This window comes from Spirochaeta lutea, from assembly GCF_000758165.1.
Classification (GTDB): domain Bacteria; phylum Spirochaetota; class Spirochaetia; order DSM-27196; family Salinispiraceae; genus Spirochaeta_D; species Spirochaeta_D lutea.
On the sequence record NZ_JNUP01000067.1, the window covers coordinates 24,777 to 45,135 of the forward strand.

Sequence of the window (20,359 nt, forward strand, 5' to 3'; positions counted from 1 at the left end):
CGGGTAATAACATCCCCAGGGAAGGCCGCAAACAACGAGGGTACTATGAACGGACGAGTGTTAGTAACCGGTGCCACGGGTACCGTCGGCAGGGAGGTTGTAGCCCACCTTCAAAAGCGTGGTGAGACGGTTATTGCCGCCCACGGCAGGAGCGGTCCTTCCCCGGATCAGGAGAATCTCATCTACCGGCGATTCGATTTTACCGATGCCAGCACCTGGGAGGCCTGCCTCGAGGGGGTTGACCGGGTATTCCTCATGCGACCGCCCCACATCTCGAATATTACGCGTGATATGTATCCCTTCATCCGGTGTATCCAGTCCCGGGCTATTTCCCAAGTGATTTTCCTGTCCGTCCAGGGTGCTGAGAATAATCCCTTCGTTCCCCACCATACCGTGGAACAATACATCCAGAAATTGGGGATTCCCTACACCTTTGTGAGACCCAGTTTTTTTATGCAGAATCTGACTACCACCCACCTGCCGGAGATCCGGGATGAGAGACGGATTTTCGTCCCCGCAGGTACGGGTAAAACGAGTTTTATTGATGCCCGGGACATCGGAGAACTCGTTGCCCGGCTGTTCAGCCATCCCCGGCATATCGGTCAGGGGTACAACGTCACGGGAGATACCAGCTATTCCTACGGGGAGATTGCGGACCATCTCACTGCGGGCCTGGGCGTGCCTGTTACCTTTACCCATCCGAATCCCCTGGAGTTCCTATTCTACCATCTCAAAAAACGGCGGAAGCTTGCTATGATATTCGTTATGTATGCCCTATACTCGGTAGTCAGGAGCGGCAGGGGTAATATTACGACCGCCACCACCCGAGAGCTTCTTGATCGCGCGCCGCGCAGCCTGGAGGATTTTATCCAGGACCACAAGCACATCCTGGGAGGTATTACGTGAAGGACATTGCTGAAGGCCGGTTCGGACTGTACATTTCCGTCATCAACCGGGCGGCCCAGAGCTTCTTCTACCACCGCCTCAAAGGCCTCGGCATCGGACCGGGACAACAGGCCTACCTCCTATCTCTGATGCCTGGAGAAACCATTGTACAGGAGGAGTTGGCGAAACGGCTCCGGGTGGACAGGGGAAATGTCACCCGCGCGGTTCAGGCCTTGGAATCCGCCGGCTTCATCTCCCGATCCCGCTCACACACCGACCGACGGGCCTGGAACATCACCCTTACAGAGCAGGGAATACGAACCCGAGGGGTTGTGGAGACTATCGCCAGGCAATGGATAGAAAAACTCCGGAACCCGCTGTCTGACCAGGAATGGAACACCCTAGAACAAACACTACAAACTATCGCTGAGTCCTTAGACGGGACACAGGAGGAATACCATGATTAGCATTTTCGGAGCCACGGGCAATACCGGCTCAGAGGTCGCCAGGCATCTGAGCCGGGCAGGCCATTCAATACGAATCGTAAGCCGCGACGCCGGGAAGGCCCAGGCCTTGCAACAAAGCCTAACCTCCCCGGTGGAACACCCCCCCGGGGAGGGCTCACCGAAGAGGGAAACCCCGGCTGCAGCTACCCCAAGGGATGGTGCCCCGGGTTCGGTGGAAGTATGTATTTGGAACCCAGAAAAACCCGAGGACTTCCTGGCAGCCCTGGACGGCGCCAGATCTGCCTACTTCATGTGCCCTGTGGGTCTGAAAGACGGCAGCCTGTTTGCATTCCGGGATTCCTACTCCAAGAACTTCGCCTGGGCCGCCAGGAAGCAGAACCTGGATCAGGTGGTTCAGCTGAGTAGTTTCGGAGCCCACCTGCCCAGGAATTCCGGAGTCCTGGAGGGCCTATTTCAGGCAGAACAGAATCTCGCCGGCTGCGCACAGCGGGTCCGTATTCTCCGGCCCGGTTACTTCTGGCAGAACTTCAGATCCAATGTCCAGGGTGTGATGGAACGGAACTTTTTAGGGGGCTACCCCTTGGAGGCCCAAACCAGGCTGTACTTTGCCGACACCCGGGATATCGGGGCTCATGCCGCCGCATTGCTCCAAGAAAACTCCCCGGCGGATCCCCCGGGCACCCCGGGCACTCAGAAATCACCGGAAGCTCAGAGTACCCCGGCTTCCCCTGCTTCCCCGGCTTACCCGGCTTACCCGGCTTACCCGGCTTCCCCGGGCACTCCGGGCACTCCGGAAATTTACTCAGTCTACCATCCCCAGGTCTACAGCTTCGAGGAAATCGGCCAGGCCCTGGCAGCCGCCCTGAATAAACCCCACCTCACCTGGACCAACCTGGGGTACCAAGCCGCCCGGGACTTCATGGCCACCCAATCTACCCCTCAAGATTTGATCGATAATTTTATTGCCTTTTTCAGGGCAATTAACGAGGGACGGGCCTCAGAAACCCTGGAAGACTACCCGGTTTTAGAATGTTCCCGGGGATTACAAGACTTTGTGTCTTGGTTCACTCAGCTATGCTACACTACCCCTGAAGCCTAAGCAAAGGAGCACCAGCCATGGCAGAATCAGTTACCAAGAGGTTCGGCATCCTCACCGCCGGAGGGGATTGCCCGGGATTGAACCCCGCGATCCGGGGTATCTGCAAAGCCGCCCACCTGGAATACGGTATGGAAATTATCGGGATTGAAGAGGGGTACCGTGGTTTGGTGGAAGGCCGTGGCAGACTGCTCCAGCCCAGGGACTTCTCGGGTATCATTCATAAGGGGGGTACAATCCTGGGAACCAGCAGAGAGCGTCCCTTCAAAGACCCCGTGAAGGTCGATATGATGATCGACAACTACCGGAAATGGAATCTGGACTGCCTGGTCGTATTGGGGGGAAACGGCAGCCAGAAACGTGCCCATTGGCTCGCCGAACAGGGACTGAATGTTATCGGCCTTCCCAAAACCATCGACAATGATGTAGTGGGAACCGATATGACCTTCGGGTTTCACAGCGCCCTGGATGTGGCAACCGATGCTGTAGACCGGCTGCACACCACCGCCCAGAGCCACCGTCGGGTCCTCATTGCGGAGATCATGGGTAACGAGGCAGGCTGGCTCACCCTCTACTCCGGTATTGCCGGCGGCGCAGATGTCATCCTCATACCGGAACTATTCTACGACATCGATATCATCCGGAACCACATAAACCGCAGACTCTCAAAACCCGGCGGATTCTCGGTGATCGCCATCGCCGAGGGCGCACGAAGCCGGGATCAGAAGGATCTTTCTAAAAAAGATGTAAAAAAACTCAGAGCCCAGGGCCTGAGCTCCGGTGTTCAGCTGGCTGCGGCCCTCAACGAGCGAGAGGGGGTGGAGGCCCGAGTCAGTATTCTCGGGTACCTCCAGAGGGGAGGATCCCCGGTTCCCTACGACCGGGTACTGGCAACCCAGTTCGGCACCAAGGGAGCCGAACTCCTGGCCCGGGGTGATTACGGTAAGATGGTGGCCCTCCAGGGCCAGGACATTACCGCCATTCCCCTGGCCGAAACAGCCGGAAAGACAAAGTACGTCCCCGTAGAGGAGTTAGCCATCCGCTCCGCCAAGGCAGCGGGGACCTGCTTCGGGATGGAGTAGGCAGCAAGAATGGGGAGATACTGCCGAGGGTTCCGCCGATACCCGAGCCTTTGGCCCTGTAATGCCAGTGCCAGCAGTTTTCGCAGTTCTTTCCTTAGTGCGCAAGCGTTTGTAAACCGCACCGGACGCCCGACCACCCCGGCAACCGTCAAGACCCGCCGGCCGTCTCCGGGTCGACCGCTACTCCAGAACCCCCCGATGCACCACCGACCCCGATGCCTGACACGCGGGCATAATCGTCAGTTCCGAAATCTGGACGTGTTCCGGCCGGGTTGCCACGTAGAGGACCGCGTCGGCCACATCTCCGGGCGAAAGGGGCACGAGCTGCTCATACACCTTTTTGGCCCGGGCCTCATCCCCATGGAACCGGACCTTGGAGAAATCGGTCTCCACCAGCCCAGGCTGAATGGTACACACCCGCAAACGGGTATTCACCGTATCGATGCGAAGCCCATCCTGGACCATCCGCACCCCGGCCTTTGTGGCGCAGTACACCCCGCCCTTGGCGTAGGCAGCCATACCCGCCGTACTCCCCAGGGCGATGACGAGGGGCGCAGGTGAATCGGCCAGCATGAAGGGCACCAGATACCGGGTGGCCCATAAGAGCCCCTTGAGATTGGTATCAATCATCTGATCCCAGTCATCCACATCGCCCTCATGAACCGCATCCAGACCCCTGGCAAGTCCTGCATTGTTCACCAGAATATCCAGGGACAGACCCTCGGCAGATAGGATTTCGCCGACCTCCCGGGATGCCTCCTTAACCTGGTCGTGGCGCTGCATATCCACCTGTTTGGTCCAGACCCGGCAGCCCAAGCGAACCTGTAAATCCTCGGCCAGAACCGTTAGCTCGCCGCCGCTTCGGGACCACAGGATTAGATTGGCGCCACCCTCGGCCATCACCTGCACCACTGCCCGGCCGATCCCTCGACTTGCTCCGGTTACCAAAACATTCTTTCCTTCCAACATCATAGGCTCTCTCCTTTCCTGCCCTCCGTCCCCATCACCCGGGGTATGTTGCCAGTAATGCCCGGAGCTCCGATGCATCAATGCCCCAGGTGCGGCCCAACCGGTTGTATAGATACTCGCTTAGAGCCAGAAACCGGTAAAAGGCTCCTTCTTTAGGGGGATTCAAACGCCCGACCTCTTCGGGGTACCGCCCCCGGTTGACCACTAATTCCCAGAATTTCGCAGCAACCTTCATTTTATCCATTGTATCCCGGTTCATGGCCCCTGTCTGCATAATCTCATAGGGCGGATCGGGGTTAAAGACCATTCCCCAGGGGCCGTCATGACGGTGCAGGGTCGTACCCGGCAGGGCCTTTAGTACCCCCAGTTGGATCTCTCCGGGCTGGAGCTGCCAGAGGCGGTCGAATCCCCTGGCGAAACTTTCCAGATCCTCCCCGGGTAACCCGATAATCAAATCTGCATGGATCACCGCACCGGTTTGCTCGGATAGGAAGGCCAGATTATCCAGGGTCCGGGGCTGATCCTGTTTCCGGTTAATCCGGGCAGCTACCGCATTATTCAGGGTCTGAATACCGACCTCCAGACGAAGGGTACCGGGGGGAAAGGCTGCGATGGGCTCCCGGAGTTCCTGGGGCAGCCGATCAGGGACCACCTCAAACTGCACGTAGGCCCCCTCCCGGGGATTACCGAGGAAGAGCTCCCTGAAAAACGTCAGGGTCCGGCGTGCCCGGTCCAGATCCAGATTAAAGGTGCGGTCGATCACCTTAAAATACCGGCCGCCCCGCTCATATAAGCGGGTAACCTGATCTAACACCGGTTTCAAGGGAAACTCTCGGACCCTGCCCTGGACACTCGAGAGGCAAAACTCGCAGGAAAACGGGCAGCCCCGGCTGGTTTCGATATACATGAGCCGGTTAGAAAGGTCCCGATCCTCCAAAAACCCGTAGGGAAGCTCCAGGTGAGCCGGATCGGGCTGCCGGGCCTGGATAACCCTCAGATGCCCGGTCCGTCGGGGAACGGATTCCGATCCCGACACCAGTCCCGGATCTGGCGAACCATGAGGTCCGGGTATCCCAAGGAGCTCCCGGCAGAGCCGGGGAAACACCTCCTCCCCCTCTCCCCGAACCAGCACATGGGCCCGGGTAAACAGGGGATGGTCATCGGGAAGGTAACTCGCCTCGGGGCCGCCCACCACAAGCCACGCCTGGGGCAGATCCTGTGCCAGGCGTTCCAGGAGCTCCCGGCTCTCCCGGTGATTCCAGATGCTTACCGACACCCCCACAATGCTGGGATTCAACCCTGCGATAAACCGAGCTAATTCGGGAATACCCAGCCGCCGGGTACCCTCGGCGATGCAGCTTCGGCCACGCAAATCACCCAGGTTCGCATAGAGGCTGCGAAGTCCCAGGGAGGCATGAATGTAGCCCGCATTGACGGCGGTTAGGACAATCTCCGGGTTCTGGGTATTTCCCGTGACGGGAACGGGACCGTGCCGCGACGGAGCAGCCATACCCTAGAGGTAGTAGGCTTTCAAGGGCGGAAATCCGTTAAACTCTATGGCACTGTAGGTGGTGGTGTAGGCCCCTGCGGAGAGCCAGTACAACCGGTCACCGGCTGCAAGATTAAGGGGGAGGCTGTATTTATAGTTTTCATAGAGTATATCAGCACTGTCGCAGGTAGGGCCGGCGAGGATCACCTCCTCGGTCTCCCCAGTCTTATCGGTGTAGATGGGAAACTTAATAGCCTCATCCATGGTCTCAATGAGTCCGCCGAACTTGCCGATATCGGTGTACACCCAGCGGTTAAGGGCGGTACGGCCCTTGCGGCTGATGAGAACCACTTCACTAACCAGAACCCCGGCATTGGAGATAAGGGAACGCCCGGGTTCGAGGATAATCTCCGGCAGATCATCACCAAAATCCTCCCGGAGAAACCGGGTAATCTCTGATGCATAGGTTGAGAGTTCATTCGTCTTGGTGATGTAGTTCGCAGGAAAGCCGCCTCCCATGTTGATCATTCTCAGATTGATGCCGTCCTCATCCCGGAGGCGCTCAAAGATGTAGGCTACCTTACCAATGGCAGCGTCCCAGGCGCCGATATCCCGCTGCTGGCTGCCCACATGAAAGCTGATTCCGTAGGGATCCAGGCCGAGGTCCCGGGCCAGAATGACCAGATCCATGGCCATATCGCTCTGGCAGCCGAATTTCCGGGAGAGGGGCCAGTCGGCGGTGGCTATTCCCTCGGTAAGAATCCGTACGTATACCTTGGAGCCCGGAGCCGCTTGAGCCAGGTTCCGCAGATCCGCCTCGCTATCGGTGGCGAACATACGGATTCCCTGCTCGTAGAAGTAGCGGATATCCTTGGCCTTTTTAATGGTATTCCCGAAGCTGATCCGATCGGGAGAGACCCCCAGGGCCAGAACCTTGTCCAACTCGTACCGGGATGCAATATCGAAGTTGCAGCCCCGGTCCCGGAGCAGGGTGAGAATCTCCGGGGCAGGATTCGCCTTTACCGCATAATACACCTTGGCATAGGGAAACCCTGCCATGAGGTCATCTAATTGGCGGAGTACTGTAGAAGTATCCACCACGAGGCAGGGGGTCTCCAGGGTATCCGCATAGGCCTTTATGCGGCTGAAGGTTTGTGAATCGTAGTAATCAGAAATGTCGAGGTCGGTACTATGCATCCAACCCTCCCAGTCATTAGTGTACCGAAGGGGAAACACCCAGCCTCGGGAAGGCAACAATATTTCCGGTGGCGCCCCTTGGTCAAGTAGAAAATCGGTAATACCGATGAGCCTATTACAAAATTCATCTGCAATTGGCATGGGTAAGAATGAGGAAAAAGTAACTCATTTCGTGGAAATGATTTACTTACATTGGTCCCGCACATGGTGCCGGCAAACTGAGCGTTCCCTGAACCTCGGGTTCCACCGGCCGGTGCTGGAACAACCCCTTACAGCGGCAGCGATGGTGCGACGGCCCGGGACAGGTATTCTCCAAGAAGAGCACCTTGCAGGGACGTTAGAATCACCCTACCACAGAACTGAGAAATTGCAACTGGGCACTGAAGTGATGGCTGCCGCCACCTTCATGGTCGTTGTAGGGATACTCGACCATCTGCTTCGACCCGGCCCATGTATTGAAGGCAGCGAACACCGTGGAGGGAGGACAGATGGTATCCATGAGACCGACGGAAAAGAGGGCCGGCACGGCTGCCTGGGCGGCGAAATGCAGTCCATCGAAATACGACAGGGTTTCAAAGGCCTGGTCAATCCGGTTGCGGTGGGTAACGCAGAACCGCCGGATCTCCCCGTAGGGATCGGTATCCACCAGCCCCACAGCACGCTGGAAATTACAGAGAAAGGGTACATCCGGCATAGCTCCCCGGGGCTGGTCAACATCTCGCGGCAGCCCGCAGAGGGCGGCGAGGCCCGCGGCAGCGATGGCGATTCCCCCGCCCTGGCTTCCTCCTCCTACCACAAGACGCCGGGAATCCGCCCCAGGAGCCCGGGCGGCGGCTTCCAGAGCCAGCAGCGCATCGGTGAATACCCGGCGGTAGTAGTAGTCAGCCGGGTTCAGAATGCCCCGGGTCATAAATCCGGGAATTTGAGGACTCCCGCTCCCGCCGTCAAGATCGGGGGTGTCGCCCTGGCTCCACACCGACCCTTGTCCACGGGTATCCATCACAAAGACCCCGTAGCCGGCTGCGGGATAGCGCAGATGGTCCACCGGCAGGGAGCGCCCGCCCCCGTAGCCCACGTAACTCACCACCACCGGCAGGTTCTCCCGGTTCTTCGGCCGGATGTACCAGGCCTTGATGCTCTGGCCGGCGAAGCCGGAGAAGGACACGTCGTATACATCCAGGAGGGGGAAGCCCCACTCCTGGGGTTCGAATTGGGGATCCCGGGCAAGGGACCGGGATTCGGCGATGGTATTCTTCCAGAAGCTGTCAAAATTGCCGGGTTTGGGAATGCTGGGTTTGTACACCCGAAGTTCGTCTAGGGGTAGGTCAAAATATGCCATAGCTGATTCATCCTTTCAGTTAGTAGTGCCCGAACAAGCTGCCGCGGGTTTGATTAAGTTCCGGGGTATCCCTCGGCTTGCCCTTCCAGGACCGGAAAAAGGAAGCCGAGGACGTGGATTCCCGGACACTAATCCAGGGCATCCGGGTCTAGGGCGCTTTGATGACGCCGAACCGGTCGAAGGGGAACACCCGGAACCCCGACCAACCCACCAGGTTTTCCGTGGGAACCGACCGCGGTCCAATAAGGGTGGTGTAGGTCATGGAGTAGGGATCGAATTCATCCACGGGTGCGTCGTGGTAGGTACCGTGCCGGGCGTCTATGGAGTTGAGGCGGTTATCACCCATGTAGAAGTATTGTCCCTGAGCCAGCACCTCCTGTTCCCCGGGGAAGGGGGGGAAGTTCCGCAGGTAGAAATAGGACAGGTATCGCAGGTACTCGTTGAGACTGGCGATGACCTCCCTACGCAGGCTGCTTACCTCGTTTTCTCCGGTCAGGGCAGCCAGGTTTGCCGAAAGCAGCCGGGCCAGATCGGTTTTGATCAGAAGATTCAACGCCCGGGAGGTACGGTAAAACCGGGAGTCCCCGGCGTAGGTACTGGGCTGTTCAAGGAACTGCAGGAAGGTATCCAGGGCCCCGCTGTCCGAAGCCATGGCCATGGCGATGTCTAAATCCTGGGAGAATACATTCAGATCGCTGAAGTACCCGGGTCCGGCCTGCACAATGGTACGGGCGACGGGAGCCACCTGTTCGGCGAAGCCATGGTGTATCCGCAGATTCTGGATCCGTTCCGCCAGGGTACGGATCCGGTCGGCTAACAGGTAGGTTTCCCGAAGCTGGGCTTGGTATTCCTCATCGACCCACAGTCCTTCGAGTCTCTGGTCCAGGCGGGTTAAGAGCCGGCGGGTCTGGGCATCCATGGGGAAATCCTGAATCCGCTCCTGGACATCCTCGGGTAACTCATAGAGATCCGGCAGGTCCTGGGCATTGAAGTTCTCCAGGGGCTGCCACTGCCCCCCTGGAACCTTGCGGTACACCACCTGGTTTGCCATTTCCAGGCTCTCCCCGGGTACCCCGATGAGGCGTTTTACCAGGGGGTCGGATTTAATCTGGCCTGAGTCATCGTATTTATCGATGAGCACCCCGGTAAAGGTCAGCATGTAGACCACATCGCTGAGGAGCTTTTTCGCCTCTGCGGCGGGGCTCTGGTCGTACCGGGGGTTCCGGACGACGACGATATCCCCCCGTTTCGGCTGACGCAGTCGGGGCAGACCGAAATTAGTGACCGGAAGTTTCGGCCCCTCGGTAATTTTAATGACGAAGGGCCGGTCATTGACCAAGAAGGTGGGCACCATGGATTCAGTAGGAACCATGTAAAGCTGGAAGATGAAAATATTGATAAAAATCACCATAACCCCGGCGTCCAGGAGAGCATCAAGCCAGGAAAAGGCTCGGGCTCCGAACCGGGCGATGGGGTGTTTCAGGGATTTTACATACTCGTCTTCGGCGATCATTCCCAGGGATTCGAGGGTCTTCGGCCGGCTGGTATGCCATTTGATGGCCAGGAGAAGAATCATTGCCAGATACAATTGGATGGAGATCAGGGTGAACCGGAATCCTCCCAGCTGTTCGCCCAGCCCCACGGCTATCGATCCATGGAGCAGGTAGTAGGCGATAATGGCCAGGGTTAGGAGGGTGTTTATCAGGATGGTAACTCCCCGGTACTTACCCAGGACTACCATCCAGGGAAAGAAGAGGCTTATTCCCAGGAGGGCAAAGGCGGGGAAGCCGCTGATCCCCAGGTAGGGGATGTTCAAAAAGAATAACAGCAGACTGTTTACGGTAAGGATTGCCAGCATGAGGGCAGCGCTGCTGCGCCGGCGGTCTTCGCGGATGTACTCGAGTAATGACGCCATGGGGGGTATGGTATAGCACTAGGGGGGTATTCACAATATCCGGGGATTGGATTTTGCATAAAAACGGCCCCGGGGTTGGATCCCGGGGCCGGGGGCCTGGTTAGGCCGAGGCCTTTGGGTGGGCGGGGCATGAAAATCACCCCAGAATCCCCTCAAAGGCTGTTAGCGAAAGGTCACATTGTCGTAGAGCACCTTGCCGCGGTAGTCGCTCTCCAATCCGATGGTAATCAGAATGAGGTTCCGCATTACGGCATCCGGAGCGAAGCTTGCCCCGGTATTGGCCGTCAGGTCGAAGGTCAGGCTGTACTTTCGCAGCCCCTGGCCGGCGGGGGTCCAGGTCTGATCATCCAGGATTTGGGGACTCAGCTGGAACCAGTAGCCGTGTTGGGGCGATTGAATGACCGGTTGAACCTGGAGGGTTCCCTGGGCGTCCTGATCTTCGATGTAGATGTCCAGACTCAGGCTGGAATACTCGGCTGCAGGGAGATTCACCCAGGAGGAACTGATCCGCGGGGCGGCGTTCCAGGGATCCTCGGGGCCAGGAATGGACCAGGCGTATGAGTATCCCAGGGCAGGTGTTTCAGCGGGGTAGATCCGGGGGATTACCTGGGCGGGACTATCCTCGGTTACCGTCCAGCCTTGGCGGGTCTGGTCGTCGAAGGTCCAGGGCAGGCCGGAGAATTCGCCCAGGGGCGCCGGAGGTTCCTGGGCCGGAGCAGACTCTCCACCGCCCTGAGTTTTTGCCAGGGCCACGCCGCCGTCTCCGGTGGAGGTGGTCTGAACAGCTACGGAATCAACGATCACCCGGCCTTCGTAGCCGCTGCCGGTGCCGACGAGGATGAGCTGGAGATGCTTCAGTTCCGTTCCTTCTTCAGCGGAATAGGGTACGTCAATCTGGTAGGCCAGGTAGCCGTTACCCAGGTCTTCTCCCTCTCCGTAATTGATCTTTACCGCAGGGAGCTGGGTCCACCATGACGGGGGATACTGCATGATTACGTTCAGCTCCAGTGGTGCCTGGACGGTCTTGCCCTTCTCCAGGAGCAGCCGGACACCAACGGAATCTCCCTGGTCGATGATCTTGTTTGTATCGCCGATGCGCAGCCGCGGCGCTGTTGACCAGGCATCCGACACGGCCTGGGTACTCCAGGCGTACTGGTACCCTGCGCCTTGGGCTTCCCCGGCGTTCAGAACTCCCAGCTCCGGTTTTACCGGACTGTCTTCGGCAATGTGCCAGCCCTCCAGCTCACCGGATTCGAAGTCCCAGGAATGGATCGCCTGGCGATAGACCGGGGGTTCTTCTCCCCGGATCCGGGACCGGACAAAGGCTCCGCTCACCGAGAGCTGATCCTCCGGCCAGTAGCGGTAGCCGTCGGGATGGACGGCCTCGGGTACCAAGGGAGTCTCCTCCTGGAGGATTACCGATTCGCCTTGTTCCTCGTCGTACACCTGAATCAGGGCTTTAAAGGCCGCACTGGTTTCGTTTTTATTTGCCAGGGACCAGTTAACCCAGCTGATTCCCCGCTGATCGAAGAAGTCCAGCCATTCCTGGGCCTTGGTTATGTAGGGTCCGCCGGTGCCGCTGGCCTGACTTGTACCCCACTCGGAGCTGAATACCGGAGCGCCCAGTTCCAGGGCCTTATCAACCTTATCTCGGAGCTCCTGGCCGTGGGTTCCAGAGTAAAAATGGATGGCATACATCAGATTTTCACCCTCAACCGGATCGGCTGCAGCAATATCCACATCCTGGCTCCAGGTTCCCGAACCGATAAGGATGATATTATCCGGATCGTTCGCCCGGATGACATCTACCATCTTTTCAGCATAGGGTTTGAGATCCTCGGACCAGCTCAGATCGCCGTTGGGTTCGTTCATGATCTCGTAGATGACATGGGGGTAAGCCCCGTAGTCCCGGGAGATTTCATCGAAGAAATCCTCAGCCCCGGCATATATGGGATCGTTGGGATTGCCCGGGGTCAGAACATGCCAGTCTACAATGATGTACACGCCCCGCTGGATCGCCAATTCTATCCCCTGGCGGACCAGATCCTTGAGCTCGGGATGTTCGCTGTATCCGCCCTCTCCCACGTACAGGGCAAGCCTGAGCACGTTGCTTTGCCAGTCGTAGACCAGGGCGTCAAAGGCATGGGGATTTACAACCCCGCCATACCACTGCAGGCCCATGGTACTCATGCCCTTGAGTTGTACCGCCTGGCCGTCCTGGCCGCTAAGCTGGGTCCCGATTATCTGGAGCTGCCCGAAGGGAGCCTCCTGGGCGCCGGCTATCTGCACCCCCGAAGAGCCCTCTCCTCCCCCAGCCGCGGTGGCGCATCCCCCCAGAAGCACCGCCAGTACCAGAACCAATCCCAGACCGATCCCCCGGGGGGACCGTGTTGCCGATTGAATCATCGTTCTACCTCCTTACATTTCCCGGTCCACTGTTGCGAACCGGTTTATAACCACAAGAAAAACGTAGTGCGCAAATGGTTGTAAACGACACCACATATAGCGGAGCCACCGATAATTCCACCCAGGGGTGGTGTCGCCGGGGTGCAATGGTACAACCTTTTGCGCACTCTACAAGAAAAACGGAACCTGGTGTTGGTGCGCAAAAGAATGTAAAGAACGCTAGGTATAGCCCCCATTGAAGGGGGCCACGCTACAAGAAGGGTCGTTAGCACCGGAGTCCGGGGACCCCCTAGGGCAACACCGACCCCGTTACGGCCCGGAGCATGGTTTCCAGATCGCCGTAGGCCCGCTCAAGACTGGTAGCGCCGTCGGACCTCCCCTGGAGGGCACGATACAGGGCCCGGTACTCATCCTCATACCCCCCGCCGTCGCTGTAATCGAAGATCTGTCCGTTGTGATGGAGAACGCCGTCTTTCACAAGCACCGAACCCCCGTCTCCCAAAACCCGGAGCTCATTCCGGTTCTCGCCCCCGGCACTGAAGGCCATATGCAGGTACCCCGAAAGGGGCGGAATTCCGCCCCGCCCCCGGGAGGTAAACAGGGCCGACAGACCGTCAGTCCGACCGATGGCCGGGTTAACCCGGGTGGTCACCGCGCCGCGGACATCTAAATCACCAAAAACATCCCGCAGAGCGGCAATATTATGCACCCCTGCATCGGTCACAAAACCGCCCTCGTACTGATGATTGATGCGCCAGCTGGTTTGGGCGTATTTATTTTCTTTGATGATGATTTTCTGCCAGGCCCGCCATTCCACATGGAAGGGGGTTCCAATGACACCGCTCTCCACCAAGGCTGCCAGCTCGCGGTACACCCGGCGGTAGCGGAAATTCTCCGCGACCATGGCGACCTGCCCGGGATGGTTCCCCGCCAGTTCTAAGATGTTCCGGGCCGAGTCCAGGGTGTGGGCCAGGGGCTTTTCCAAAAACAGGTGTTTCCCCGCTCCAAGCACCAAACCGGCGGCCTCTTCGTTCCGCTCTACGGGCAGCATGACCACCACCACATCAACATCCCGCTGATTGACGAACTCCCGGGTATCGGTATGCACCCCCACGGGGCTGCCGTATTCGGACTCAAGCAGAGCCGCCATGGACTCGGCCTTCCCGGGGGTGTGATTACAGACCCGGGTAACTCGGAACTCGTCTTTTAACGCCTTGATTGCCGGCCAGTGCAGATCCCTGGCGGCTATGCCGCAGCCCAAGAGGCCCAAACGAACCGGTGACTGAATTGTACTCATGAAAATCTCCTTGGGAGCCCCGCCTGGGAGGAACCGTTCCCGGGAAACATCAGAGCCCCTTACTTAGTTGTATCAAGCAACTTTCTACTTGTCAAAGTTTTTGTTGGAAAATCGTACAAACCTCAGGGCAGGCGGCATTTCATGCCATACGACGTCCCGGTCCGTCAGAACGCCAGAGCCTCTCCGTCCTCGGGAATCCTTACCCGCTGCTCCAGCCCCTGGTCTTCCAGGAGCCGCCGCAGTCCCGAACGGCTCAGCCTGCAGTGATCGATGGCGTCCATGTGATTTGCCACCACCGTTCCCCGGGAAATCCGCACCAGGTCTACAATCTCCTGCTCATCCATGAGCACCGGGGATCCGACATCAAAACGCGCCACCCCCGTTGCCGCCACGATGATATCGGGCTGAACCTCTCTGATAAAATCCCGGATCCGGGGGGTTAACACCGAATCTCCCATGAGATACAGACTCGGTTCCCCTGGCATGGAGATAAAATACCCCACACCGTGCTCCATGAGGAATCTCATGAAGCCCCGGGCATGCAGGGCGGGTACCGTCCGGATCCGCCCTCCGAACCAGGCCTGGTCCTCCATGGTCTTGGGACCCACCATCCGGCAGTCCAGCCCCCTCTTTGCCAGAAAACCTGCGTCCCGGGGGGAGCAGTACACCGGCAGGTTCCCGGCACGCAGAAAGGCGGTTCCCCGGGAGTCCAAATGATCCACATGTCCTTTGCGGCAATGGGTTATCAGGGCTGCGCTGATCCGGGGTTTAAGGGATTCAAACGCCCCAGGCACGGGCACCAGGGGGTTCTTCCGGGGAATCCCGGTTCCCCGGCCCTGGGAATCCTTCCCATAGAGGAACCGGGGAAGGGTCCCCGGGGATGCGAGCATGGGATCTACGAGAATATGCTGATCACCCCCCTGGATAACCAGGGTGGCATTACGGATCTGATGAATAGTCATACGTCCTCCTTAGGGTAGAATTACTCTCTTTGTGTGCAAACGGTTGTAACCTACACCGGATACAGCGCCGCAACCGAGAAACCTACCCTTTGGTGGTGTCGCCGGGATGCAACGGTACAACTGTTTGCGCACTATAAATCACCCTAAGAAAAACGCTACACTATGGAGTAACTCCACAGGCAAGCCCGAAAGGAAAAAAATGTGAAGGTTTCAGAGGTAGAACAGCAGACAGGGGTTAGCCGGGACACCCTCCGGTACTATGAACGGGAGGGGCTCATAAGCCCGCCGCCGCGCAATACATCGGGATTCCGCAACTATACCCATGCCATCATTGACGAGATACGGTTCATCCGGCAGGCGAAGGACCTGGGATTTTCCCTGGATCAGATCCGCCGGGCCCGGGAGACCCTGGAGGCCCAGGGCCGGCTTTGCCCGGAATTCAGCAGGGAGCTTGAATCCCGCCGAGATTTTTTTACCCAACGCATCCGTCAGGACCAGGACAGGCTTCAGACCATCCAGCGCCTGTTAACCCGGATCTTACCCCGGGACTAGGTGTCTCCGGGATGCGACGTTACACGCCTTTACGCACCAAGCACCCTTACTCACCGGCCCCTAGGCTCCGAAACCAGGCACCGGCCTGACCCACCTCTGTCATAGAGAACCGGTGGCCGGCCTCAGCCCACCGGACCTGAAGATCGGCACCGGCTTCTTCCAACCGGGCAATAAGGCTCCTGGTAGATTCGGGAGGGATCATGGTGTCCCGGGTACCCGCGGCAATGTAGACCGGCTTGCCCCCCAGATCGGGACGGGTCTCCGGTTCCAGGGGAAGCATGGGCCGCAGCAGCACCGCCCCGGCCAACAACCCCGGGTATAGGAGCAGCATGGCCGCTGCCATATTCGCCCCGTTGGAAAACCCCAGGGCGAACAAAGAGCCCGGTTCAATACCGTGCACCTCTCTCAGTTGTACCAGGAAATCAGCCAACTCCCCTGCCCGGCGCCGAATATCCTCCTGGTCCAGTACCCCCTCGGCATGCCGGGCGAACCAGCGGTTCAAAGCCCCCTCGGGGGCTCGTCCCCGGGGACTCACCAGGGTGCTCCCGGGAGCAACGAAGCCCCCTAAATCCAGGAGATCGTACTCATCTCCTCCGGTACCATGAAGCAGAACCAGGGCCGGGGGCTTCCGGTTCGTGCCGGCTCGGGCTTCGTTGGTACGGGCATTTCTTGATCGGTCCTCGTTACTTCCGACCTCGCTGGTTCGGGCGTTGCCGGCTCGGGCTTCCCGCGGGGAATACGGGGGATTTTGCCCCGGGGATTCTCGCTGACCTGCAATTCCGGTCCCGGGTTCGCGGATGACATAGGTGAACCCTGCTAGTTCCCGGGACTCTTGGGTGACTTCATCCCTCATAGGAACCTCCTGATTATGTGCGGCTGCCGGCTGTTCGAGCCTGCTCAAGGTCTATGGCGGGCAAGGCCTGCTCTATAGCCCCACGTTGATCCTCATACCAGGGGGGAAGAATCAGCGTTTCTCCCAGATGCTCCATGTCCTCATCCACCCCGAAGCCCGGCCCATCGGTGGCGACCTCGCATAAGGCACCTGAGGGTTCCCGTACATACACGGATTTGAACCAGAACCGGTCGATGACTCCGGAACTCTGTCCTCCGGCCCGGTGAATCTGCTGCTCTACCAAGAGCTCGGTTTGATCATCAGGAACCCTGAAGGCCACATGGTGTACCGCCCCGGTCCCCCAGGTTCCCCGGGGGGCTTGGGGATCCAGAACCAGATCGATACGCTGGCCACCCGCGGCCTCGCCCACCCCGAGCCGGTGCCGGTTACCCTGGCGGCCCAGGGAGCGGAACCCTAGGGCCCGGGATAAAAACTCCCGGGAAGCCTCTTCATCCCGCACCGTCAGGGAAACCGACCCAAGAGCCCGAATCTGGTGCTCCCCGGGCACCGGTGATTCACCCCAGGAATCAAAGACAAAATCCGGATAGGTCTCGGTCTCCGTCAGAGAAAGGTTCAAGCCATGGGGATCCCGGAAGGGTAGCACCTTCTCACCGAACCGCTCCTGGATCTCATCAACCCTCACTCGGGAGCGGGTAAGGTGATTCGTCCACCACTCCAGACTCCCCGGGGGCACAACAAAACTGACCTCCCCCCAAACCGACGCCCCCTCCCGTCGAGGAGCCATGGAGGGCCACGGAAAAAAAGTCAGATCCGTACCAGGGTTCCCCCCGCCGTCGGCAAAAAAGAAGTGGTAGGTATCAGGCACGTCCTGATTGATCGACCGCTTAACCAACCGCAGCCCCATAACCCCCACATAAAAATCCAAATTCTCCTGGGGATCTCCGGCAATCGCCGTAATATGGTGTATCCCCCCCACTGCAAGGGGCGCCACTTCGTTCTGTTTCATAGGTTCCTCCCGGCAGCGCATCCGCTCAGGTATGTTACCCTCCCCAAATTGACGGGAAGCCTGGGCCAGCATGAGCCTGCCTCATAACGTTCTTCCAAAATGCGCAACTAAATGATAAGCATCCCGAATACACCGGGGTCGTTCCGTATCTATCCGGATAGTGTTTCCAGAAAACAGGCTGCCGCAATTCTGCGCACTCGACGAATCTTACTACAAGATCCGTTTTATCATAAAAATAGTCAACTTTTTAAGGGGATTCCACTGCCCGTACAACCCCTTACCCGGCATGCTTTCCTCTCTAGATGCAGCGGCTCCATCCCCGCTGGGATGTGCTACATCTCCATAGGAATAGGCTGTTTACGCAATAACCTGACTTATTTAGTTTGATTTTCCTAACCATCGATCTTAGGATTAGTTCTTAATAATTTCTTTGGAGGTAGTAATGATCAGACGGAAACTAGGTTTTGGTATCGTAACGGCATGTATAGTAATCGGGCTGACAGGCTGCGACATTCTCGGCCTTGGCGGCTCTGCTCCAAATACCTACAGCGCCGGCGATACCGGACCGGCTGGCGGAATAATAGTATTTGTTGATACATCGAACGACTATGACTTCGATTATTTGGAAGCCGCCCCGGCTGCTCTGGATGACGAATATCCCTGGGGTGCACAAATCAGTACCAGTGGGCTGGACGACGGTATCGGCTCGGGACAGGCCAACACCACCATTATCATAGAAACCCAGGATGATGACAAAGCAGGCCTTTCAAGCTATGCGGCCAAGGCGGCGGATAACCATAGCACCGGTGGCTTTTCGGATTGGTTCCTACCATCCTATCAGGAACTACAGCTCCTATACACGTACAGGAGTTCCCTAAACCTGGGGGGATCCAGCGATTACTACTGGGCTTCATCCCAATTCAGCCAGACTCTGGGGGATGCGGTTCGTTTTGATAAGTTCAACGGTGAGGTAAATCCACAAAAAACCGTAACAGCTCCAGTTTGGCCCATGAGAGCCTTCTCGGAATAAGAATGCGGGATGTGACCCATCCCCTGCGGACACCCCATGCAGGGCAATACCGCCCCATGGGATCCCGCCCGGTACCATGATACTTGGCTGCCGGGCAGACCTTTCCCGGCGGCTTGCCACTACACAACCTGCTTGCCCATACATCCGAGATTACTGCGCAAACCGCTCCATCGGGTCGCTACTCCGTGGCCCGCCGCATCCCAAGTGAACCGAAAATACGGTATACGGTGAGGGCCGGAAAGCCCGAACGCACCGCCGGCACGGATGCCGGCTGCGTATACCGCATTTTCGGTTTAAGCCCGCAGCCACGATGGCGGAGGGCTGGGCTTGGGTTCGGCGGGCTGTACTCGAAGATTTGGAAATCGCAGAATAGCCGCTTGAACTTGATTCGCGCCTAAAGCGCTCACAAGTTAAGCGGGGGCATTCTGCGGGGTGGTTGCAGTCGGGATAAATCGCTGGCAGCCAGTAACGAGCTACCAGAAGCGATCAAGTTTCATCAGTTCGAATTCGTCCCGATCCCGATTGTAGGATAGGACATACAGGGTCCCTTCAGGGGTTACGGTGAATTGGGACCGTGCGGTTTCAGCTACATTTTCTGCCAACATTTCGGAAACTAATTCACCCCCGGATGTTAATACAACGATTGAGTTAGAATAATTCCAATATGAATTATCATCAGCATCCCAGCCAATAAACGATCCTTGGTCAGCTCTTTTTTGCCATATTTCTGCTGGACTGCGTGTATTCCAATGATACAGCGAAAAACTGTCCCCATACGGAGCCACAAGCCTTCCGTTCCAGAATATGTAGCCATCCTCATCGACGGTAAACTCTTCAGTGCCATCATAGTCTTCTTTCAGGAATCGGATCGTCTGATCGGGGTTTCGATATTCGAACCGACCAGCGAAATTTTTACCAGTGTAGAAACTGTGGTATTGAGGACGACCGCCAGAATCGGGAAACTGGGAAAGGATCAAATCTCCCGCAAAAATCATGCTCCGATAGTAAGTCGAATAGTCAGTCGTGAAATAGCCAGTCCGAAAGTTCCCCAGACTCAACACATCGTAATTGTCCAAACCATAGAGTCGAAAATTGCCGCCAGTCTCCAGCATAAGTAACATTTTCCCATTGGTAAGCAATTGCTCACCTACTGAAACACCTTCTTCAAGTGTTCCCCAGACTGGTCCAGGAATTGTAAAATGCATCAATCGACCCGCCCAATAGTCGGCAACATAGAATACACCGTTCAGTTCCAGAAACCCTCTGGGCGTTGACGGATTTGGACCCATTCCCTCAAAACTACTGTATTGAAGCTGCCCTGATCCTGATCCGTTTGGAATGCGTATCAACACTTCAAACCGCACCGGATCAATCGCAAGAATCTGGCTTACTACCATGAAAAACAGAACAACACCCGAAAAGACCCTTTTCATTAATTTACCCCCGTTGTCTTCAGCCGAACGATCCGCCAGGTGTCATTTTCGTAGTTAGCAAGCGTCTGTGAAGAACCTTCGGAATTTGGATCGCTTACAAATGCAATCGTTCCCTTGTAATACGCCTCAATCAACCGAATATCCCCTGGGCCTACAGACCCATCCACATTCCGCTTCACGTCTTGCACAATCGCGATGTGCCGACCTTCGTTTTCATCATTCAAGGTATAAAGAATGTCACCGGGTTTGATGAGTGTATAAAGAGTTTGATCAATGGGATTAGCACCAACCTTCCCAACAATCAACTCCGCATGCGTTCCGCGTCCAGCCTTGAGCGTCGCATCGGCGGCAATCCACGGATAGGTTCGGTACGCTCCTTCG

At 57.5% G+C, this 20,359-nt stretch carries 18 protein-coding genes; 6 read left to right on the forward strand and 12 right to left on the reverse strand.

Annotated elements, in window-relative coordinates; all coding sequences use genetic code 11:
- Nucleotides 1-45 precede the first annotated feature (45 nt).
- Genes DC28_RS11665 through DC28_RS11680 form a run of 4 tightly spaced genes read left to right on the forward strand, consistent with a single transcriptional unit; the run spans nt 46 to nt 3,530 of the window.
- Nucleotides 46-906, forward strand: a complete 861-nt coding sequence (locus DC28_RS11665; protein ID WP_037548856.1) for an NmrA family NAD(P)-binding protein — start codon at nt 46-48, stop codon at nt 904-906.
- Complete coding sequence (locus DC28_RS11670) at nt 903-1,352, forward strand: MarR family winged helix-turn-helix transcriptional regulator (RefSeq protein WP_037548858.1); 450 nt, start codon at nt 903-905, stop codon at nt 1,350-1,352. Before DC28_RS11665 ends, DC28_RS11670 begins: the two co-directional genes overlap by 4 nt.
- Complete coding sequence (locus tag DC28_RS11675; RefSeq protein WP_037548860.1) at nt 1,345-2,451, forward strand: SDR family oxidoreductase; 1,107 nt, start codon at nt 1,345-1,347, stop codon at nt 2,449-2,451. Before DC28_RS11670 ends, DC28_RS11675 begins: the two co-directional genes overlap by 8 nt.
- A gap of 17 nt (nt 2,452-2,468) precedes the next feature.
- Nucleotides 2,469-3,530: a 6-phosphofructokinase gene (locus DC28_RS11680; RefSeq protein WP_037548863.1), complete on the forward strand. Its 1,062-nt coding sequence runs from the start codon at nt 2,469-2,471 to the stop codon at nt 3,528-3,530.
- A 180-nt stretch (nt 3,531-3,710) separates the two neighbouring features.
- On the opposite strand, the gene DC28_RS11685 is transcribed toward DC28_RS11680, so the two are convergent.
- The 8 genes from DC28_RS11685 to DC28_RS11720 all read right to left on the reverse strand — a co-directional run bounded on the left by DC28_RS11685 (nt 3,711) and on the right by DC28_RS11720 (nt 15,104).
- The gene (locus tag DC28_RS11685) at nt 3,711-4,502 is read right to left on the reverse strand and encodes an SDR family NAD(P)-dependent oxidoreductase (protein ID WP_202962973.1); all 792 of its coding nucleotides are present in this window, start codon (nt 4,500-4,502) and stop codon (nt 3,711-3,713) included.
- Nucleotides 4,503-4,533: 31 nt separating this feature from the next.
- Nucleotides 4,534-6,009 carry a B12-binding domain-containing radical SAM protein gene (locus DC28_RS11690; RefSeq protein ID WP_052078823.1) on the reverse strand — a complete coding sequence of 492 codons (1,476 nt, stop codon included), beginning with the start codon at nt 6,007-6,009 and terminating at the stop codon, nt 4,534-4,536.
- Between the two features lie 3 nt (nt 6,010-6,012).
- Entirely contained in the window at nt 6,013-7,185 is a 1,173-nt protein-coding gene (locus DC28_RS11695; protein ID WP_037549051.1) for a type III PLP-dependent enzyme, read from the reverse strand.
- Nucleotides 7,186-7,528: 343 nt separating this feature from the next.
- Nucleotides 7,529-8,524, reverse strand: a complete 996-nt coding sequence (locus DC28_RS11700) for an acetylxylan esterase (RefSeq protein ID WP_037548866.1) — start codon at nt 8,522-8,524, stop codon at nt 7,529-7,531.
- 148 nt (nt 8,525-8,672) lie between these two features.
- The gene (lepB, locus tag DC28_RS11705) at nt 8,673-10,439 is read right to left on the reverse strand and encodes a signal peptidase I (RefSeq protein WP_037548868.1); all 1,767 of its coding nucleotides are present in this window, start codon (nt 10,437-10,439) and stop codon (nt 8,673-8,675) included.
- A 162-nt stretch (nt 10,440-10,601) separates the two neighbouring features.
- The gene (locus DC28_RS15745) at nt 10,602-12,845 is read right to left on the reverse strand and encodes a cellulase family glycosylhydrolase (protein WP_052078824.1); all 2,244 of its coding nucleotides are present in this window, start codon (nt 12,843-12,845) and stop codon (nt 10,602-10,604) included.
- A 289-nt stretch (nt 12,846-13,134) separates the two neighbouring features.
- Nucleotides 13,135-14,142, reverse strand: a complete 1,008-nt coding sequence (locus tag DC28_RS11715) for a Gfo/Idh/MocA family protein (RefSeq protein ID WP_037548871.1) — start codon at nt 14,140-14,142, stop codon at nt 13,135-13,137.
- Between the two features lie 164 nt (nt 14,143-14,306).
- The gene (locus DC28_RS11720; RefSeq protein ID WP_037548874.1) at nt 14,307-15,104 is read right to left on the reverse strand and encodes an MBL fold metallo-hydrolase; all 798 of its coding nucleotides are present in this window, start codon (nt 15,102-15,104) and stop codon (nt 14,307-14,309) included.
- A gap of 201 nt (nt 15,105-15,305) precedes the next feature.
- Here DC28_RS11720 and DC28_RS15750 point away from each other — a divergent pair, with 201 nt between their 5' ends.
- Entirely contained in the window at nt 15,306-15,656 is a 351-nt protein-coding gene (locus DC28_RS15750) for a MerR family transcriptional regulator (RefSeq protein ID WP_052078825.1), read from the forward strand.
- A 46-nt stretch (nt 15,657-15,702) separates the two neighbouring features.
- Here the strand turns inward: DC28_RS15750 and DC28_RS11730 are convergent, their stop codons facing one another.
- Complete coding sequence (locus DC28_RS11730; protein WP_081942163.1) at nt 15,703-16,509, reverse strand: alpha/beta hydrolase; 807 nt, start codon at nt 16,507-16,509, stop codon at nt 15,703-15,705.
- A gap of 13 nt (nt 16,510-16,522) precedes the next feature.
- The gene (locus tag DC28_RS11735; protein WP_037549061.1) at nt 16,523-17,515 is read right to left on the reverse strand and encodes a ring-cleaving dioxygenase; all 993 of its coding nucleotides are present in this window, start codon (nt 17,513-17,515) and stop codon (nt 16,523-16,525) included.
- A 442-nt stretch (nt 17,516-17,957) separates the two neighbouring features.
- Here DC28_RS11735 and DC28_RS11740 point away from each other — a divergent pair, with 442 nt between their 5' ends.
- The gene (locus tag DC28_RS11740; protein ID WP_037548876.1) at nt 17,958-18,545 is read left to right on the forward strand and encodes a DUF1566 domain-containing protein; all 588 of its coding nucleotides are present in this window, start codon (nt 17,958-17,960) and stop codon (nt 18,543-18,545) included.
- Nucleotides 18,546-19,018: 473 nt separating this feature from the next.
- On the opposite strand, the gene DC28_RS11745 is transcribed toward DC28_RS11740, so the two are convergent.
- Nucleotides 19,019-19,978 carry a hypothetical protein gene (locus tag DC28_RS11745; RefSeq protein WP_037548878.1) on the reverse strand — a complete coding sequence of 320 codons (960 nt, stop codon included), beginning with the start codon at nt 19,976-19,978 and terminating at the stop codon, nt 19,019-19,021.
- The coding region (locus DC28_RS16545; protein ID WP_037548881.1) for a hypothetical protein at nt 19,978-20,359 on the reverse strand (382 nt) is incomplete at its 5' end. The genes DC28_RS16545 and DC28_RS11745, both read right to left, overlap by 1 nt.

Coding starts and splice junctions, on each gene's coding strand:
- DC28_RS11690 (WP_052078823.1), bottom strand. CDS start 6,009: ATGGCTGCTCCGTCGCGGCACGGTCCCGTTCCCGTCACGGGAAATACC.
- DC28_RS11700 (WP_037548866.1), bottom strand. CDS start 8,524: ATGGCATATTTTGACCTACCCCTAGACGAACTTCGGGTGTACAAACCC.
- DC28_RS11715 (WP_037548871.1), bottom strand. CDS start 14,142: ATGAGTACAATTCAGTCACCGGTTCGTTTGGGCCTCTTGGGCTGCGGC.
- DC28_RS15745 (WP_052078824.1), bottom strand. CDS start 12,845: ATGATTCAATCGGCAACACGGTCCCCCCGGGGGATCGGTCTGGGATTG.
- DC28_RS11720 (WP_037548874.1), bottom strand. CDS start 15,104: ATGACTATTCATCAGATCCGTAATGCCACCCTGGTTATCCAGGGGGGT.
- DC28_RS11730 (WP_081942163.1), bottom strand. CDS start 16,509: ATGAGGGATGAAGTCACCCAAGAGTCCCGGGAACTAGCAGGGTTCACC.
- DC28_RS11745 (WP_037548878.1), bottom strand. CDS start 19,978: ATGAAAAGGGTCTTTTCGGGTGTTGTTCTGTTTTTCATGGTAGTAAGC.
- DC28_RS11665 (WP_037548856.1), top strand. CDS start 46: ATGAACGGACGAGTGTTAGTAACCGGTGCCACGGGTACCGTCGGCAGG.
- DC28_RS11695 (WP_037549051.1), bottom strand. CDS start 7,185: ATGCATAGTACCGACCTCGACATTTCTGATTACTACGATTCACAAACC.
- DC28_RS11685 (WP_202962973.1), bottom strand. CDS start 4,502: ATGATGTTGGAAGGAAAGAATGTTTTGGTAACCGGAGCAAGTCGAGGG.
- DC28_RS11735 (WP_037549061.1), bottom strand. CDS start 17,515: ATGAAACAGAACGAAGTGGCGCCCCTTGCAGTGGGGGGGATACACCAT.
- DC28_RS11740 (WP_037548876.1), top strand. CDS start 17,958: ATGATCAGACGGAAACTAGGTTTTGGTATCGTAACGGCATGTATAGTA.
- DC28_RS11675 (WP_037548860.1), top strand. CDS start 1,345: ATGATTAGCATTTTCGGAGCCACGGGCAATACCGGCTCAGAGGTCGCC.
- DC28_RS11680 (WP_037548863.1), top strand. CDS start 2,469: ATGGCAGAATCAGTTACCAAGAGGTTCGGCATCCTCACCGCCGGAGGG.
- lepB (WP_037548868.1), bottom strand. CDS start 10,439: ATGGCGTCATTACTCGAGTACATCCGCGAAGACCGCCGGCGCAGCAGC.